The organism is Azoarcus sp. TTM-91 (genome assembly GCF_012911025.1).
In the GTDB taxonomy this organism is placed as follows: Bacteria; Pseudomonadota; Gammaproteobacteria; order Burkholderiales; family Rhodocyclaceae; genus Azoarcus.
Genome location: NZ_WUEI01000126.1, coordinates 1 through 12,292, shown reverse-complemented (window position 1 = coordinate 12,292; position 12,292 = coordinate 1). Strand labels below are relative to the sequence as shown.

Sequence of the window (12,292 nt, the reverse complement as noted above, 5' to 3'; positions counted from 1 at the left end):
GTCCTTCAGGTAGAAGGCGATCTGGTGCGGCGCGTAGTCGGCGGCAGCACCCTGATCGGCATCTTCATCGGCCTGGTCATCGGCGCGCTGATCGCCGCCGGCGCGGCCTGGTACTTCACCCGGGCGAACCCCTTCCAGGCGGTGCCGCCGTCTTCGCCGCAGCGGCTGCCCGGCGGTGAGCAGGCGCCGGCCGCACTGCCGGGCAAGCCGGGCGACCGGCCGGTGGTGAAGCAGGACTTCGAGTTCTACAAGATCCTGCCGCAGGGCGACAACGTGCCCAGCCAGCAGGCCCCGGTGCAGCCGGCCGCGGTGCAGGTGCCGCCGGTGGCCGCGCCCACGCCGGAGAAGCCGCTGGAGCGCATCTACCTGCAGATCGGCGCCTTCGAGAATCCGTCCGAGGCGGATAACCTCAAGGCCAGGCTGGCGCTGGCCGGCATCGAGGCCAGCGCCCAGCGCGGCCAGCTGCCGGATGGCCGCACCATCCACCGGGTGCGCGTCGGCCCCTTCAGCAAGCCGGAAGAGATGAACCCGGTGCGTTCCCGCCTGGCCGAGGCCGGCTTCAACGCCACCGTCAGCCGTACCGGCCCCTGAGCCCCAACCGGAGCCGGCCGAAAATCGCCGGCGTTCCACGGAACGCCGGCGTCCATCCCACGTCTGAGTCTCGTCATTGACCCGGGAGTCCCCCATGAATCGCCGCACCGCCCTGCAACAGCTCGCCGCCCTCGCCGTTCTCGCCAGCCCCGCCGCAACCGTTCTGGCGGCGGACAGCACCGGAGGCGCTTCCTTCCGCACCCTGCCCACGCCGGTGCCGACGGAAGTCCAGGGCAAGGTGGAAGTCATCGAGTTCTTCTCCTACGGCTGCCCGCATTGCCACGATTTCGAGCCGCTGCTGGAGCGCTGGGTGAAGGCTCTGCCGGCGGATGTGAACTTCATCCGCGTGCCCATCACCTTCAACCGCCCGGACTGGACCGCCTACGCCAAGCTCTACGTCACCCTGGAAGCGCTGGGCGAGGTGAACCGCCAGCACGCCGCGGTGTTCGCCGCCCTGCATGAAGACCGCGTGCCGCTGCACGACGAAGCGGTGCTGCTGGAGTGGGTGGCCAAGCGGGGCATCGACAAGGCCAAGTTCAACGAAGCCTGGAAGTCCTTCGGCGTGCAGTCGCGCCTGTCCCGCCTTGCCCAGATCGCCACCAGCTACCGGGTGAACGGTGTGCCGCTGATGGCGGTGAATGGCCGCTACCTGGCCTCCGCCAGCACCGCCGGCGGCTACGACAACCTGCTGAAGACGGTGGATCAGCTCATCGTCCGCAGCCGCGGCTGATCCCCCTTCGCGCCCCGTGTCCACGCTTTCCCCGGCCGGGGCGCGCGTCTTCCTCACCGGCGCCTCTAGCGGCTTGGGCGCCGCGCTGGCGCAGCACTACGCCGCCGCCGGCGCCACCGTCGGCCTGGTCGCCCGCCGGGCCGACAGATTGGAAGCGCTGCGGGCCGCGCTGCCGGCGGCACCCGGCATCAGCCACACCGTGCACGTCGCCGACGTCGGCGATGCGGCGGCGATGCGCGCGGCGGCTGCCGCCTTCACCGCCCAGGCCGGCACGCCGGACATCGTCATCGCCAACGCCGGCGTCTCCGTCGGCACGTTGACCGAATACGCCGAAGACCTGGATGCCTTCGACAAGGTGCTGCGGACCAACGTGCTCGGCATGGTCGCCACCTTCCAGCCCTTCCTGCCCGCCATGCGTAGCCGCGGCAAGGGCCGGCTGGTGGGCATCGCCTCGGTCGCCGGCATCCGGGGTCTGCCCGGCGCCGGCGCCTACAGCGCCTCCAAGGCGGCGGCCATCGCCTATCTGGAAAGCCTGCGGGTGGAGTTGCATGGCAGCGGCCTGCGGGTGTGTACCGTGGCGCCCGGCTATGTCGAAACGCCGATGACGGCGGTGAATTCCTACCCCATGCCCTTCCTGCTGCCGGCCGACGAGGCGGCGCGCCGCATCGCCAGGGTGATCGCCGCTGGCCGCAGCTACAGCGTGGTGCCCTGGCAGATGGGCGTGGTCGCCAAGCTGCTGCGCCTGCTGCCCAACGCCTGCTTCGATGCTGCCTTCTCCCGCGCCGGCCGCAAGCCGCGGGGCCTGCCGCTGTAAGCGCCGGCGTGATCCATGCCCGCAGCCGGTTATGACCAATTGACTAATATGCATAGCATTCCGAGCGACGGAGATCGACCAGCATGACGACTGCGATGACCAACGATGCACAGGAACGGCGGGGCCGTCAGCGTTTCCTGGCGTTGCGTCGGGGCGAGCCCTGCTTCTGGGTGATGCTGGACGGCGAACGCATCGCGCTCAACGATCTTTCCCTGGAAGGCTTCTCCATGCCGGCGACCACGCCGCCGCCGGCCGGCCAGCCTTTCCCCTTCACGCTGGTGCGCGAGGGCGTGCCGGACGAGATCCGCGGCATCGCCACCGTGGTCAGCCACTCCGCCTCGCCGGAGGGCGGAATGGCCGGCTGCCAGTTCATCGAGATGAAGGACGATGGTCTGTTCCGCCTGCAGGACTGGCTGGTGACGCATGTCATCGTGAACGCCAGCGTGCGCATCACCGAACGGGAAGCGGTGGAGATCGTGCTGGGGCGCTCGCTGGTCTAGGGACAGTGCGCTTCGGCGAGGGGAGATCTGTTCTCTCTCCTCGTTGGAGGGGCGGAGCTTGAATGGCCTGCGTCCCTGAGAGCAGGCCAGGCCTGGTGCGCCTGCCCCGCAGCAATCGCGATCCACCCCTCTTTCCGTGGCCGCGGAGAAAATTCCGCGCCATCATGCGCGCTGTTCCCCGCCGCGGAAGATGCGCTCCGTGACGCCTCTCTCCCTCGCCATCCGCTGCCTGCTTCTGACGCTGGCGCTGTCGCCCCTGGCGGCCCCCGCTGCGGACGCATCGCGCCATCCGGAGCCGGCCACCGCCGCCGTCGCCAAGGAGTTGGTGCGCGCCCAGCGCCACATGGTGGTGGCTGCGCATCCGCTGGCGGCGCAGGCAGGGCTGGCGATGCTGAGGCAGGGGGGTAGCGCGGTGGATGCCGGCATCGCCATGCAGCTGGTGCTGAACCTGGTGGAGCCGCAGTCCTCCGGCATCGGGGGCGGTGGATTCCTGCTGCACTGGCGGGCGGCGGACAAGCGCCTCAGCGTGATCGACGGCCGCGAGACAGCACCGGCTACCGCGCGCGAGGACCGCTTTGCGCCGGAGGGCCGCGCCTTGCCCTTCCGTGCGGCGATGAACAGCGGCCTGTCGGTCGGCACGCCCGGGCTGTTGCGGGCGCTGGAACTGGCTCATCGCCAGCACGGCCGCCTGCCGTGGGCGGCGCTGCTCGCGCCTGCCATCAAGCTCGCCGAGGAGGGCTTTCCGGTGTCGCCGCGCCTGCATGCCTTGATCGCCGCCACGCCGGAGCTGGCGGAGCAGCCGGCAGCCGCCGCCTATTTCCTGGACGGTGACGGCCGGCCCTTGCCGATAGGGCATCGCCTGCGCAATCCGGCCCTTGCCGAGGTGCTGCGCCGGGTGGCGGTAGAGGGCGCGGATGCCTTCTACAGGGGCGCCATCGCCGATGACATCGTCGCCGCGGTGCAGGCGCACCCCCGCCCCGGCGATCTGGCCGCAGCCGATCTTGCCGCCTATCGCGCGCTGGAACGAGAACCCCTGTGCGGCAATTACCGCGGCTACCGCCTGTGTGGCCCGCCGCCGCCCAGTTCCGGGCCGCTGGCGGTGCTGCAGATGCTGGGCATGCTGGAGCCGCAGCCGATGGCACGGCTGGCGCCGGATTCGGCGCCAGCGGTGCATTACTTTGCCGAAGCCGGCCGCCTGGCCTATGCCGACCGCGAGCGCTATGTCGCCGATCCGGACTTCGTCGCGGTGCCGGTGGCCGGGCTGCTGGCCGCCGACTATCTCGCCACCCGCGCGGCGCTGATCTCTCCTCGCCGCAGCATGGGGCGCGCGGCGCCCGGCAGGCCGGCTGGCGTGGTGCTCGCGGTGGGCGAGGACGCCACCGCCGAGCAGCCCTCCACCAGCCATCTCGTTGCGGTGGACGGCGAGGGTAACGCGCTGAGCATGACGACCACCATAGAAGCCGCCTTCGGCAGCAAGATCTTCGTGCGTGGTTTCCTGCTCAACAACCAGCTCACCGATTTCTCGCTGCCGCCGCGGGATGCCGAAGGCCGCCCCATCGCCAACCGGGTGCAGCCCGGCAAGCGGCCGCGCAGCGCGATGGCTCCGATGATGGTGTTCCGCGGCGAGCAGCCCTATCTGCTGATCGGGTCGCCCGGCGGATCGGCCATCATCAACTACGTCGCCAAGACGCTGGTCGGGGTGCTCGACTGGGGGCTGGATGTGCAGCAGGCCATCGCGCTGCCGAACATGGGCAGCCGCAACCGCCAGACCGAGCTGGAGCGCGGCACCGCGCGGGCGTCGCTGGCGGACGAGCTGCGCGCCCTGGGGCACACGGTGAGCGTGGGCGACCAGCCCAGCGGCCTGCACGGCATCCTGATCGACGAGCGCGGCCTGAGCGGCGGCGCCGACCCGCGGCGCGAAGGCGTTGCGCTGGGCGATTGAGGCCTTCCCGCTTCGTTCTCGGGCGGCTGGATCGAGCGGGCGGTGGCCGAGACGCGTCCTGCCCGACAGAATGATGCCTCCCCGAACCGCGAGGCCACGCCATGAGCGAAGCACTGCTGGACGCCCTGGGCCAGGTGCATACGCCGGCTAGCGGCGCGCCGCGCATCGTCTCCCTGGTGCCGTCTCTGACCGAACTGCTGTGCGAGCTTGGCCTGGCCGACCGGCTGGTGGGGCGCACCGGTTTCTGCATCCATCCGCGCGACACCCTGCGGCGCATTCCCAAGGTCGGCGGCACCAAGGATGTGAAGCTGGACGCGGTACGGGCGCTGGCGCCTACCCACCTGGTGGTGAACATCGACGAGAACCGGCGCGAGACGGTGGAGGCGCTGGCTGCCTTCGTGCCGACGGTGATCGTTACCCACCCCTGCGTGCCGGCGGACAACTTCGGCCTGTATCGCTTGTTCGGCGGCGTCTTCGACCGCATGCAGGAAGCCACCGCGCTGACGCAGGCGCTGGAGGCCGCCATGGCCGAAGCTGCCGCCACCGCCGCCGCGCTGCCGCCGGAGCAGGTGCTCTACCTGATCTGGCGTCACCCCTGGATGGCGGTATCGCCGACGACTTACATCGCGGCCATGCTGGCGGCAGTGGGCTGGCAGACACTGCCGGCGGCAGTCGAGCCGCGCTATCCGGAGATCGACTGGCGGGCGCCCTGGCTGGGCGAGGTGCAGCGGGTGTTGTTGTCGTCCGAGCCTTATCGCTTTGGCGTGGTGCATCTGGCCGAGGTGGCTACCTTGTCCGGCCGGCCGGTGCAGGCGGTGGATGGCGAACATTGCTCCTGGTACGGCAGCCGGGCGGTAGCGGGGCTGCGCTATCTGGCGCGTTTGCGGCGCGCGCTGGCGGGGCCGGGACTTCAGTCGGGTGGCTGAACGGCGGTTTCCGCCAGCAGCAGGCAGTAGCGTTCCGGCGTGAGGATGAGGAAGCGTTCCCGCAGCAGGCGGTGGCGCGCCAGCTTCAGCAGCACCTTGTCGCGGGTGAGCAGGTGGGTGGCGCTGCCTGCAGCGATTTCGAGGAATTTCTGGTCGTCGCGGTCGCGGCAGGTGGGCAGTTCGAGCGCGGCCGGCGCGAGGTCGACCTGGACGAGGCGGGCGCGGTAGGCGTCTAGCAACTCGGCCTGGCATTCGGCGGCGATTCCGAACTGCCGATAGGCCAGCACCCGCCGTAGTTCTTCCAGCGCATCCGCGCGGGAGCACAGGCTCACCCGGCCGGCGGCGATGGCGTCGGCCAGTGGTGCGAGCCCGGGGTCGCGGAAGTGCCACAGGGCCATCACCGTGTTGGTGTCGAGTACGAGGCGGTGGAGCATGCGAAGTCGGTATGCACCGGATGCGGCGGCCTGAAACGAAAAAGGGGAAGGTCTCCCCTCCCCCTTGTTGCCGCCGCAGCCGGATCAGGCGGCGTGGCGGGCGTCGGCGCGGATCTTGACGAAGCTGCCGGGCGCCTCCTCCAGCACCTTCAGCTTGCCCTTGGCCGGATCGCGCGGGGCGACCTGCTCGTCGTCCTGGGCGGTGGTCCAGGCGTGCCAGTCGGTCCACCAGGAGCCGGCCTGCTGCTGGGCGCCGGCGAACCATTGGTCCGCGGTGGCCGGCAGCTTGGCGGCCGGGTTCAGCCAGTAGCCGTACTTGTTCGCCACCGGCGGGTTGACGATGCCGGCGATGTGGCCGGAGCCGCCGAGCACGAAGCGCACCGGGCCGCCGAAGTTGCGCGCACCGGCGTAGGTGCTCTTCCACGGTGCGATGTGGTCTTCGATGGTGGAGATGAAGTAGCAGGGCACCTTGATCTTGCCGAGGTCGATGGGCACGCCGTCGATCTCGATGCCGCCCGGCTGCACCAGCTTGTTCTCCATGTACATGGCGCGCAGGTAGAAGCTGTGCATCTTCGCCGGCATGCGGGTGGAGTCGGAGTTCCAGTACAGCAGGTCGAAGGGGAAGGGATCCTTGCCCAGCAGGTAGTTGTTCACCACGAAGGACCAGATGAGGTCGTTGGCGCGCAGCATGTTGAAGGTGCCGGCCATTTCCGAGCCTTCCAGGTAGCCGCGCTCGAACATCTTCTTCTCCAGGCTGGAAACCTGGCCTTCGTCGATGAATACGCCCAGCTCGCCCGGCTCGGTGAAGTCGGTCATGGTGGTGAAGAAGGTGGCCGAGGCGATGCGCTTTTCCTTCTTGCCCGCGAGGTAGGCCAGCGTGGTGGCGAGCAGGGTGCCGCCCAGGCAGTAGCCGACGGCGTTGATCTCCTTCTCGCCGGTCTGCTTCTCGATGGCGTCCACCGCGGCCAGCAGGCCTTCCTTGACGTAGGACTCGAAGGTCTTCTCCGCCTGGTGCTCGTCCGGGTTCACCCAGGAGATCACGAACACGGTGTGGCCCTGGTCCACGCACCACTTGATGTAGGAGTTCTTCTCGCGCAGGTCGAGGATGTAGTACTTGTTGATCCAGGGCGGCACGATCAGCAGCGGCCGCTTGGCCACCTTGTCGGTGCTGGGCGTGTACTGGATCAGCTGCATCATGTCGGTCTGGAACACGACCTTGCCCGGGGTGGTGGCCACGTTGCGGCCCAGCTCGAAGGCGGTGGTGTCGGTCATCTTGACCCGCAGCTGGCCGCCGCCGTCTTCCACGTCGCGCAGCAGGTTGTTCAGGCCCTTGATCAGGTTCTGGCCATTGCTGCGCACCGTCTCGCGAAACACTTCCGGGTTGGTGATGGCGAAATTGGACGGCGACAGGGCATCGATGTACTGGCGGGTGTAGAAGTTGACCTTCTTCTGCGTCTGCTCGTCCAGGCCGTCAACGCAGCACACGGTGTCGTGGATGTGGCGGGCGGCGATGAGGTAGGACTGCTTGATGTAGTCGAACAGGAAATGCTCCTGCCACTCCTCGTCCTTGAAGCGCTTGTCCGACTTCTCCGGCTGGGCGACCGGGGCGGCGTGCATGCCCATGAAGCGCAGCATGGAGTGCTGCCACAGCGAGAAGTAGTCCCACACCAGGTTCATCTGCGTCTGGGCGAGGCGATAGGGATTGGCCAGCAGCTTGGCCATCATGTCCATGAAGGCCTGGGCGATGCCGAGCTCGTCGGCCGGCGCGGCGACGCCCTTCTTCAACTGGCGCTGAACGTGTTCGCTGATCAGGTGGGAGGCGCGCTGGGCGACCTCCGCATAGGTTTTCGCGACTTCTTTGGGGTCCGGCAGCTCGGCGGGCGCGGTGTCGGTGGGTGCGGCCATCGTTGTTCCACTCCTGTTTCCGGCGGCCCGGGCGGGCCGCTCAACTGTTTTTGACATAGCGGTTGAGCCCATCTTCCCCTTCCACCCGGCGGAGCTCTCCCTGCTTCGCGAGGTGGTTGAGGTGCGCAATCGCCTCTCCCATGGCAAACAATGTCTGGTGGGTATCCAGTTCGCGGGGGAACAGGGTGCCGAGCAGCTCGCCTGCGGTGCGCGGTGTGGTGCACGCGTCGACCAGCACGGCACAACGCTCGCGATGATGCTCCACGAGTTGCGCCACGCGTGCCTGGATACCCCTGAAAGGCATGCCGTGGGATGGTAGCACGAGCGTATCGTCGGGCAGGTTGCGCAGCCTTTGCAGCGAATCGAGGAAGCAGCCCAGCGGATCGTCATAGGGCATGGCGGCGTAAGCGCTGATGTTGGTTGAAATGCGCGGCAGCAGCATGTCCCCCGAAATGAGTATGCCCAGGTCCTCGCAATAGAGGCTGGCGTGCTCCGGGGAGTGACCGTAGCCGGCCAGCACCTGCCACTCGTTCTTGCCTATGGTCAGCAGGTCGCCATCGAACAGGCGGTGGAAGGAGGAGGGCATCTGCGGGATGCCGGCACGGTAGCCGTTGCCGCGGGCGGTGAGGGCGTCCAGACGGGCTTCGTCCAGGCCGTTGCGGCGGAAGTAGGCCACCGTCTCGTCGACGGCGTAGCCCGGCAGGCCGTGCCACAGGGCGTGGCCGCCCAGGTATTCGCCCAGCGTCATGTGCAGGGTGGCGCCATTGCGCGCCGCCAGCCAGGTGGCGAGACCAAGGTGGTCCGGGTGGCAATGGGTGATGATGATGTCGCGCAGCGGGCGGCCGTCGGCCTCCAGCACCTGCTCCCAACAGTGCTTGATGTCCTCCAGCCCGAAGCCGGAGTCCACTGCTACTACCGCCGGGCCGTCATCCAACAGCCACAGGTTGATGTGGTTGAGGGCGAAGGGCAGCGGCATGCGCAGCCAGCCCACGCCCGGGGCGACGGCGGTGGTGTGGCCGGGCGCGGGCGCGTCGTTGAAGGGATAGAGCAGGGGGGCGGGGGCGTTCATTTGAGCGTGTCTCCGTAGCGGGCAGCGCATCGGCATGGCGGGGACATTGCCGAAAGCTGCGAAATCTGCTTAACTTTTTCCAGGTTATTGTTAATTTTTCAATCAAAACAAATGCTTGTTGGGTTATTGCTTGCCCGGCTGGCTTTATGCCATGCGTAGCCGACAAACCTACACCATTACCGACCTGGCGCGTGAGTTCGACATTACTCCGCGGGCGATCCGCTTCTATGAGGATCAGGGGCTGCTCTCTCCCGCCCGCGCCGGCCGCAGCCGGGTGTATGACCGTGCCGACCGCACCCGCCTGATGCTTACTTTGAGGGGCAAGCGTCTGGGACTGTCGCTGGCCGAGATCAAGGAATTACTCGGCATGTATGACGGTGTGAAGAACTCGGCTCCCCAACTCGAGCGCCTGCTGGCTTTTCTCGCCGAGCGCCGCGCCGCGCTGGAGCAGCAACGGCGGGACATCGAGGCGGTGATGCTGGAGATCGGCATGATCGAACAGCAATGCCGCGCGCTGCTCGGCGACAACGCCGAGGGCGCGGCGGCGGCTCGTGCGGCGCTGGCGGAGCGGATCGAAGGCGTCGGAACGGCTTGATTTTTTCGTCGGGTTTATTACGTTGACGTAAACGTAACAGTCCTGCAAGCCATGGAGGCCGCCTGCCGAAGGCCGGCCGGGGGCGCCGGGACAGGCTTCGGTTTCCATTCCCGAAAAAGGAGAGCGTCGCATGAGCACCCCCGGCCGGGACGCCATCGTCATCGTTGCCGCGGCCCGCACGCCGCTGGGCGCATTCCAGGGAGCGCTGTCGGGCCTTTCTGCGCCGGAGCTGGGGGCGACCGCGATCCGGGCGGCGGTGGCGCGAGCCGGGCTGGCGCCACCGCAGATGGAGGAGGTGGTGATGGGCTGCGTGCTGCCGGCGGGGCTTGGCCAGGCGCCGGCGCGGCAGGCCGCCTTGGGTGCCGGGCTGCCGCAGGGCACGGCCTGCACCACGGTGAACAAAGTCTGCGGTTCCGGCATGAAGGCGGCGATGCTCGCGCACGACCTGCTTGTCGCCGGCAGCGCCGGGGTGGTGGTGGCCGGCGGCATGGAGTCCATGAGCAATGCGCCTTACCTGCTGCCCAAGGCGCGCAGCGGGCTGCGGCTGGGGCATGGTCAGGTGCTGGATCACATGTTCCTCGACGGCCTGGAGGATGCCTATTCGGCGGAGAGCCGTGGCCGGCTGATGGGCAGCTTCGCCGAGGACTGTGCTGCCCACTACGCCTTCGACCGCGAGTCGCAGGACGCCTACGCCATCGCTTCCACCACCCGCGCCCAGGCGGCGATGCGGGATGGCGCCTTCGACTGGGAGATCGCGCCGGTGACGGTGGGCGAGCGCGAGATCGCCGCCGACGAGCAGCCCCCCAAGGCCAGGCTGGATCGCATTCCGCTGCTGAAGCCCGCGTTTCGCAAAGACGGCACGGTGACCGCCGCCAACGCCAGTTCCATTTCCGATGGTGCCGCCGCTCTGGTGCTGATGCGCGAATCCACCGCTCGGGGCCTGGGCTGCAGGCCGCTGGCGCGGGTAGTGGCCCACGCCAGCCACGCCCAGGCCCCGGCCTGGTTCACCACTGCGCCGGTGGGGGCCATCGAGAAGGTGCTGGAGAAAGCCGGCTGGCTGGCTGGCGAGGTGGACCTGTGGGAGATCAACGAGGCTTTCGCGGTGGTCGCCATGGCGGCGATGAAGGAATTGGCGCTGCCGCACGAGCGGGTGAATGTGCACGGCGGCGCCTGCGCGCTGGGGCATCCGATAGGCGCTTCGGGGGCGCGCATCCTGGTCAGCCTGATAGGCGCGCTGCGCCGCCACCGCATGCGCCGCGGCGTCGCCAGCCTGTGCATAGGCGGAGGCGAAGCTACCGCGATGGCGATCGCGCTGATGGATGAGGCCGACGCGGCCTGAGCGGCTCTGCCTGCGGCGGCTTGCCCAGCCGCTCGGGATGGCGGCAAGCTTTCGGGGCTTCCTGCGCGGGCGGCGGAGACCGTCTCCTCCGCGCCGCCCGCGCAGGGCCGTTTTTCGCGGAGCCCGCATGAGTACTGGCATGGACTTTTGGTTCGATTTCTCCTCGCCCTACGCCTATCTCGCCAGTGAGCAGCTGGATGCGCTCGCCGCCGCGCATGGCCGGGTGGTGCGCTGGCGGCCGTACCTGCTCGGCGTGGTCTATCGCCAGCTGCAGTCCCGGCCGGTCACCGAATTGCCGCTGAAAGGCGAGTACTTTCATCACGACGTTGCCCGCAGCGCCCGCTTCCTCGGCTTGCCCTTCCGGCCTCCCCAGCCCTTTCCGGTCGCCACCCAGCAGGCCGCGCGCGCCTACTACCTGCTGGAGGCGAAGGACGAGGCGCTGGCGCGGCGCTATGCGCATGGCGTGTTCCGCGGCTATTTCCTCGAAGGGCGCAACATCGCGGAGGAGACAACGGTGTGCGCGATCGCTGCCGAAGCCGGCGCCGATGCCGACGTGCTGCGCGCGGCCTTGGCGGGCGACCTGCCGCGCAGCCTGCTGCGCGAAGCCTGCGAGGCCGCGCTGCAGGCCGGCGTGTTCGGTTCGCCTTATGTCATCATCGACGGCGAGCCCTTCTGGGGGGCGGACCGCCTGCCGCAGATCGCGCGCTGGCTGGAGAGCGGCGGATTTTGATCTGGAGTGCTGGATGAGCGGTTTGCAACGGATATGCGTGTTTTGCGGCTCCCGCCTGGGTAACCGGCCGGAGTACCGCGCGCTGGCGGAACAGCTGGGCGGTTTGCTGGCCGAGCGGGGGATCGAGCTGGTTTATGGCGGCGGCCGGGTGGGCCTGATGGGTGTGGTCGCCGATGCGGTACTGGCTGCCGGCGGCACCGCGGTGGGCGTGATCCCGCGGGTGATGCTGGACTGGGAGGTCGGCCACGAAGGCCTGACGCGGCTGGAGATCGTCGAGTCCATGCATGTGCGCAAGGCGCGCATGGCCGAACTGGCGGATGGTTTCATTGCCCTGCCCGGCGGCCTGGGCACCTTCGAGGAGTTGTTCGAGATCCTCACCTGGGCGCAGCTCGGCTTCCATGCCAAGCCGGTCGGCCTGCTGGATGCCACCGGCTACTACGCGCCGCTGGTGCAGATGCTGGAGCATGGCGTGGAGGAGGGCTTCATGAAGCCGGAAAACCGTGGCTTGCTGCTCACCGAGGACAATCCCTGCACCTTGCTGCGCGCGATGGGGCAGTATCATCCGCCGGCGGTTGCCCAGCGCATTCGTGACGAGCGCCAGCTGTAGGCGGAACGAAGCAGGCCGCCAGACACACCAAGCAGCAGAGGCCGGGCCGATCCGGTCGCCACGGCGCAGCGGCTCCTGCCGTTGCCGGCGACGCGGACGCAGCCCGACCC

The 12,292-nt window shown here is 68.7% G+C and carries 13 protein-coding genes; 10 read left to right on the top strand and 3 right to left on the bottom strand.

Annotated features, from left to right (window positions below; all coding sequences use genetic code 11):
* Positions 1–21: 21 nt before the first annotated feature.
* The 6 genes from GRF61_RS20925 to GRF61_RS20900 all read left to right on the top strand — a co-directional run bounded on the left by GRF61_RS20925 (position 22) and on the right by GRF61_RS20900 (position 5,503).
* Positions 22–591, top strand: a complete 570-nt coding sequence (locus GRF61_RS20925) for an SPOR domain-containing protein (protein WP_169152559.1) — start codon at positions 22–24, stop codon at positions 589–591.
* 94 nt (positions 592–685) lie between these two features.
* On the top strand, positions 686–1,321 hold the full coding sequence (locus GRF61_RS20920) for a thiol:disulfide interchange protein DsbA/DsbL (protein ID WP_169152558.1): 636 nt from the start codon (positions 686–688) through the stop codon (positions 1,319–1,321).
* A 16-nt stretch (positions 1,322–1,337) separates the two neighbouring features.
* On the top strand, positions 1,338–2,135 hold the full coding sequence (locus tag GRF61_RS20915; RefSeq protein WP_169152557.1) for an SDR family oxidoreductase: 798 nt from the start codon (positions 1,338–1,340) through the stop codon (positions 2,133–2,135).
* Positions 2,136–2,218: 83 nt separating this feature from the next.
* A complete protein-coding gene (locus GRF61_RS20910; protein WP_169152556.1) occupies positions 2,219–2,635 on the top strand; it encodes a PilZ domain-containing protein in 417 nt (138 codons plus the stop codon).
* Positions 2,636–2,834: 199 nt separating this feature from the next.
* Entirely contained in the window at positions 2,835–4,577 is a 1,743-nt protein-coding gene (gene ggt, locus GRF61_RS20905; RefSeq protein WP_348982452.1) for a gamma-glutamyltransferase, read from the top strand.
* Positions 4,578–4,678: 101 nt separating this feature from the next.
* Positions 4,679–5,503, top strand: coding sequence for a helical backbone metal receptor (locus tag GRF61_RS20900; protein WP_169152554.1), 825 nt, complete (start codon positions 4,679–4,681; stop codon positions 5,501–5,503).
* On the opposite strand, the gene GRF61_RS20895 is transcribed toward GRF61_RS20900, so the two are convergent.
* From GRF61_RS20895 to GRF61_RS20885, 3 genes are all read right to left on the bottom strand, one after another.
* The gene (locus GRF61_RS20895; RefSeq protein WP_169152553.1) at positions 5,488–5,937 is read right to left on the bottom strand and encodes a putative toxin-antitoxin system toxin component, PIN family; all 450 of its coding nucleotides are present in this window, start codon (positions 5,935–5,937) and stop codon (positions 5,488–5,490) included. The genes GRF61_RS20900 and GRF61_RS20895 overlap by 16 nt on opposite strands.
* An 84-nt stretch (positions 5,938–6,021) precedes the next feature.
* Positions 6,022–7,842 carry a class I poly(R)-hydroxyalkanoic acid synthase gene (gene phaC / locus GRF61_RS20890; protein ID WP_169152552.1) on the bottom strand — a complete coding sequence of 607 codons (1,821 nt, stop codon included), beginning with the start codon at positions 7,840–7,842 and terminating at the stop codon, positions 6,022–6,024.
* Between the two features lie 40 nt (positions 7,843–7,882).
* A complete protein-coding gene (locus tag GRF61_RS20885; RefSeq protein WP_169152551.1) occupies positions 7,883–8,911 on the bottom strand; it encodes an MBL fold metallo-hydrolase in 1,029 nt (342 codons plus the stop codon).
* 151 nt (positions 8,912–9,062) lie between these two features.
* Between GRF61_RS20885 and GRF61_RS20880 the strand changes: the two genes are divergently transcribed.
* The 4 genes from GRF61_RS20880 (at position 9,063) to GRF61_RS20865 (ending at position 12,182) form a co-directional block, all read left to right on the top strand.
* A complete protein-coding gene (locus GRF61_RS20880) occupies positions 9,063–9,506 on the top strand; it encodes a MerR family DNA-binding transcriptional regulator (RefSeq protein ID WP_169152550.1) in 444 nt (147 codons plus the stop codon).
* 130 nt (positions 9,507–9,636) lie between these two features.
* Positions 9,637–10,845: an acetyl-CoA C-acyltransferase gene (locus GRF61_RS20875; RefSeq protein WP_169152549.1), complete on the top strand. Its 1,209-nt coding sequence runs from the start codon at positions 9,637–9,639 to the stop codon at positions 10,843–10,845.
* A gap of 139 nt (positions 10,846–10,984) precedes the next feature.
* Complete coding sequence (locus tag GRF61_RS20870) at positions 10,985–11,575, top strand: 2-hydroxychromene-2-carboxylate isomerase (protein WP_248281372.1); 591 nt, start codon at positions 10,985–10,987, stop codon at positions 11,573–11,575.
* Between the two features lie 13 nt (positions 11,576–11,588).
* Positions 11,589–12,182, top strand: a complete 594-nt coding sequence (locus GRF61_RS20865; protein WP_169152547.1) for a TIGR00730 family Rossman fold protein — start codon at positions 11,589–11,591, stop codon at positions 12,180–12,182.
* The last annotated feature ends 110 nt before the right edge of the window (positions 12,183–12,292 follow it).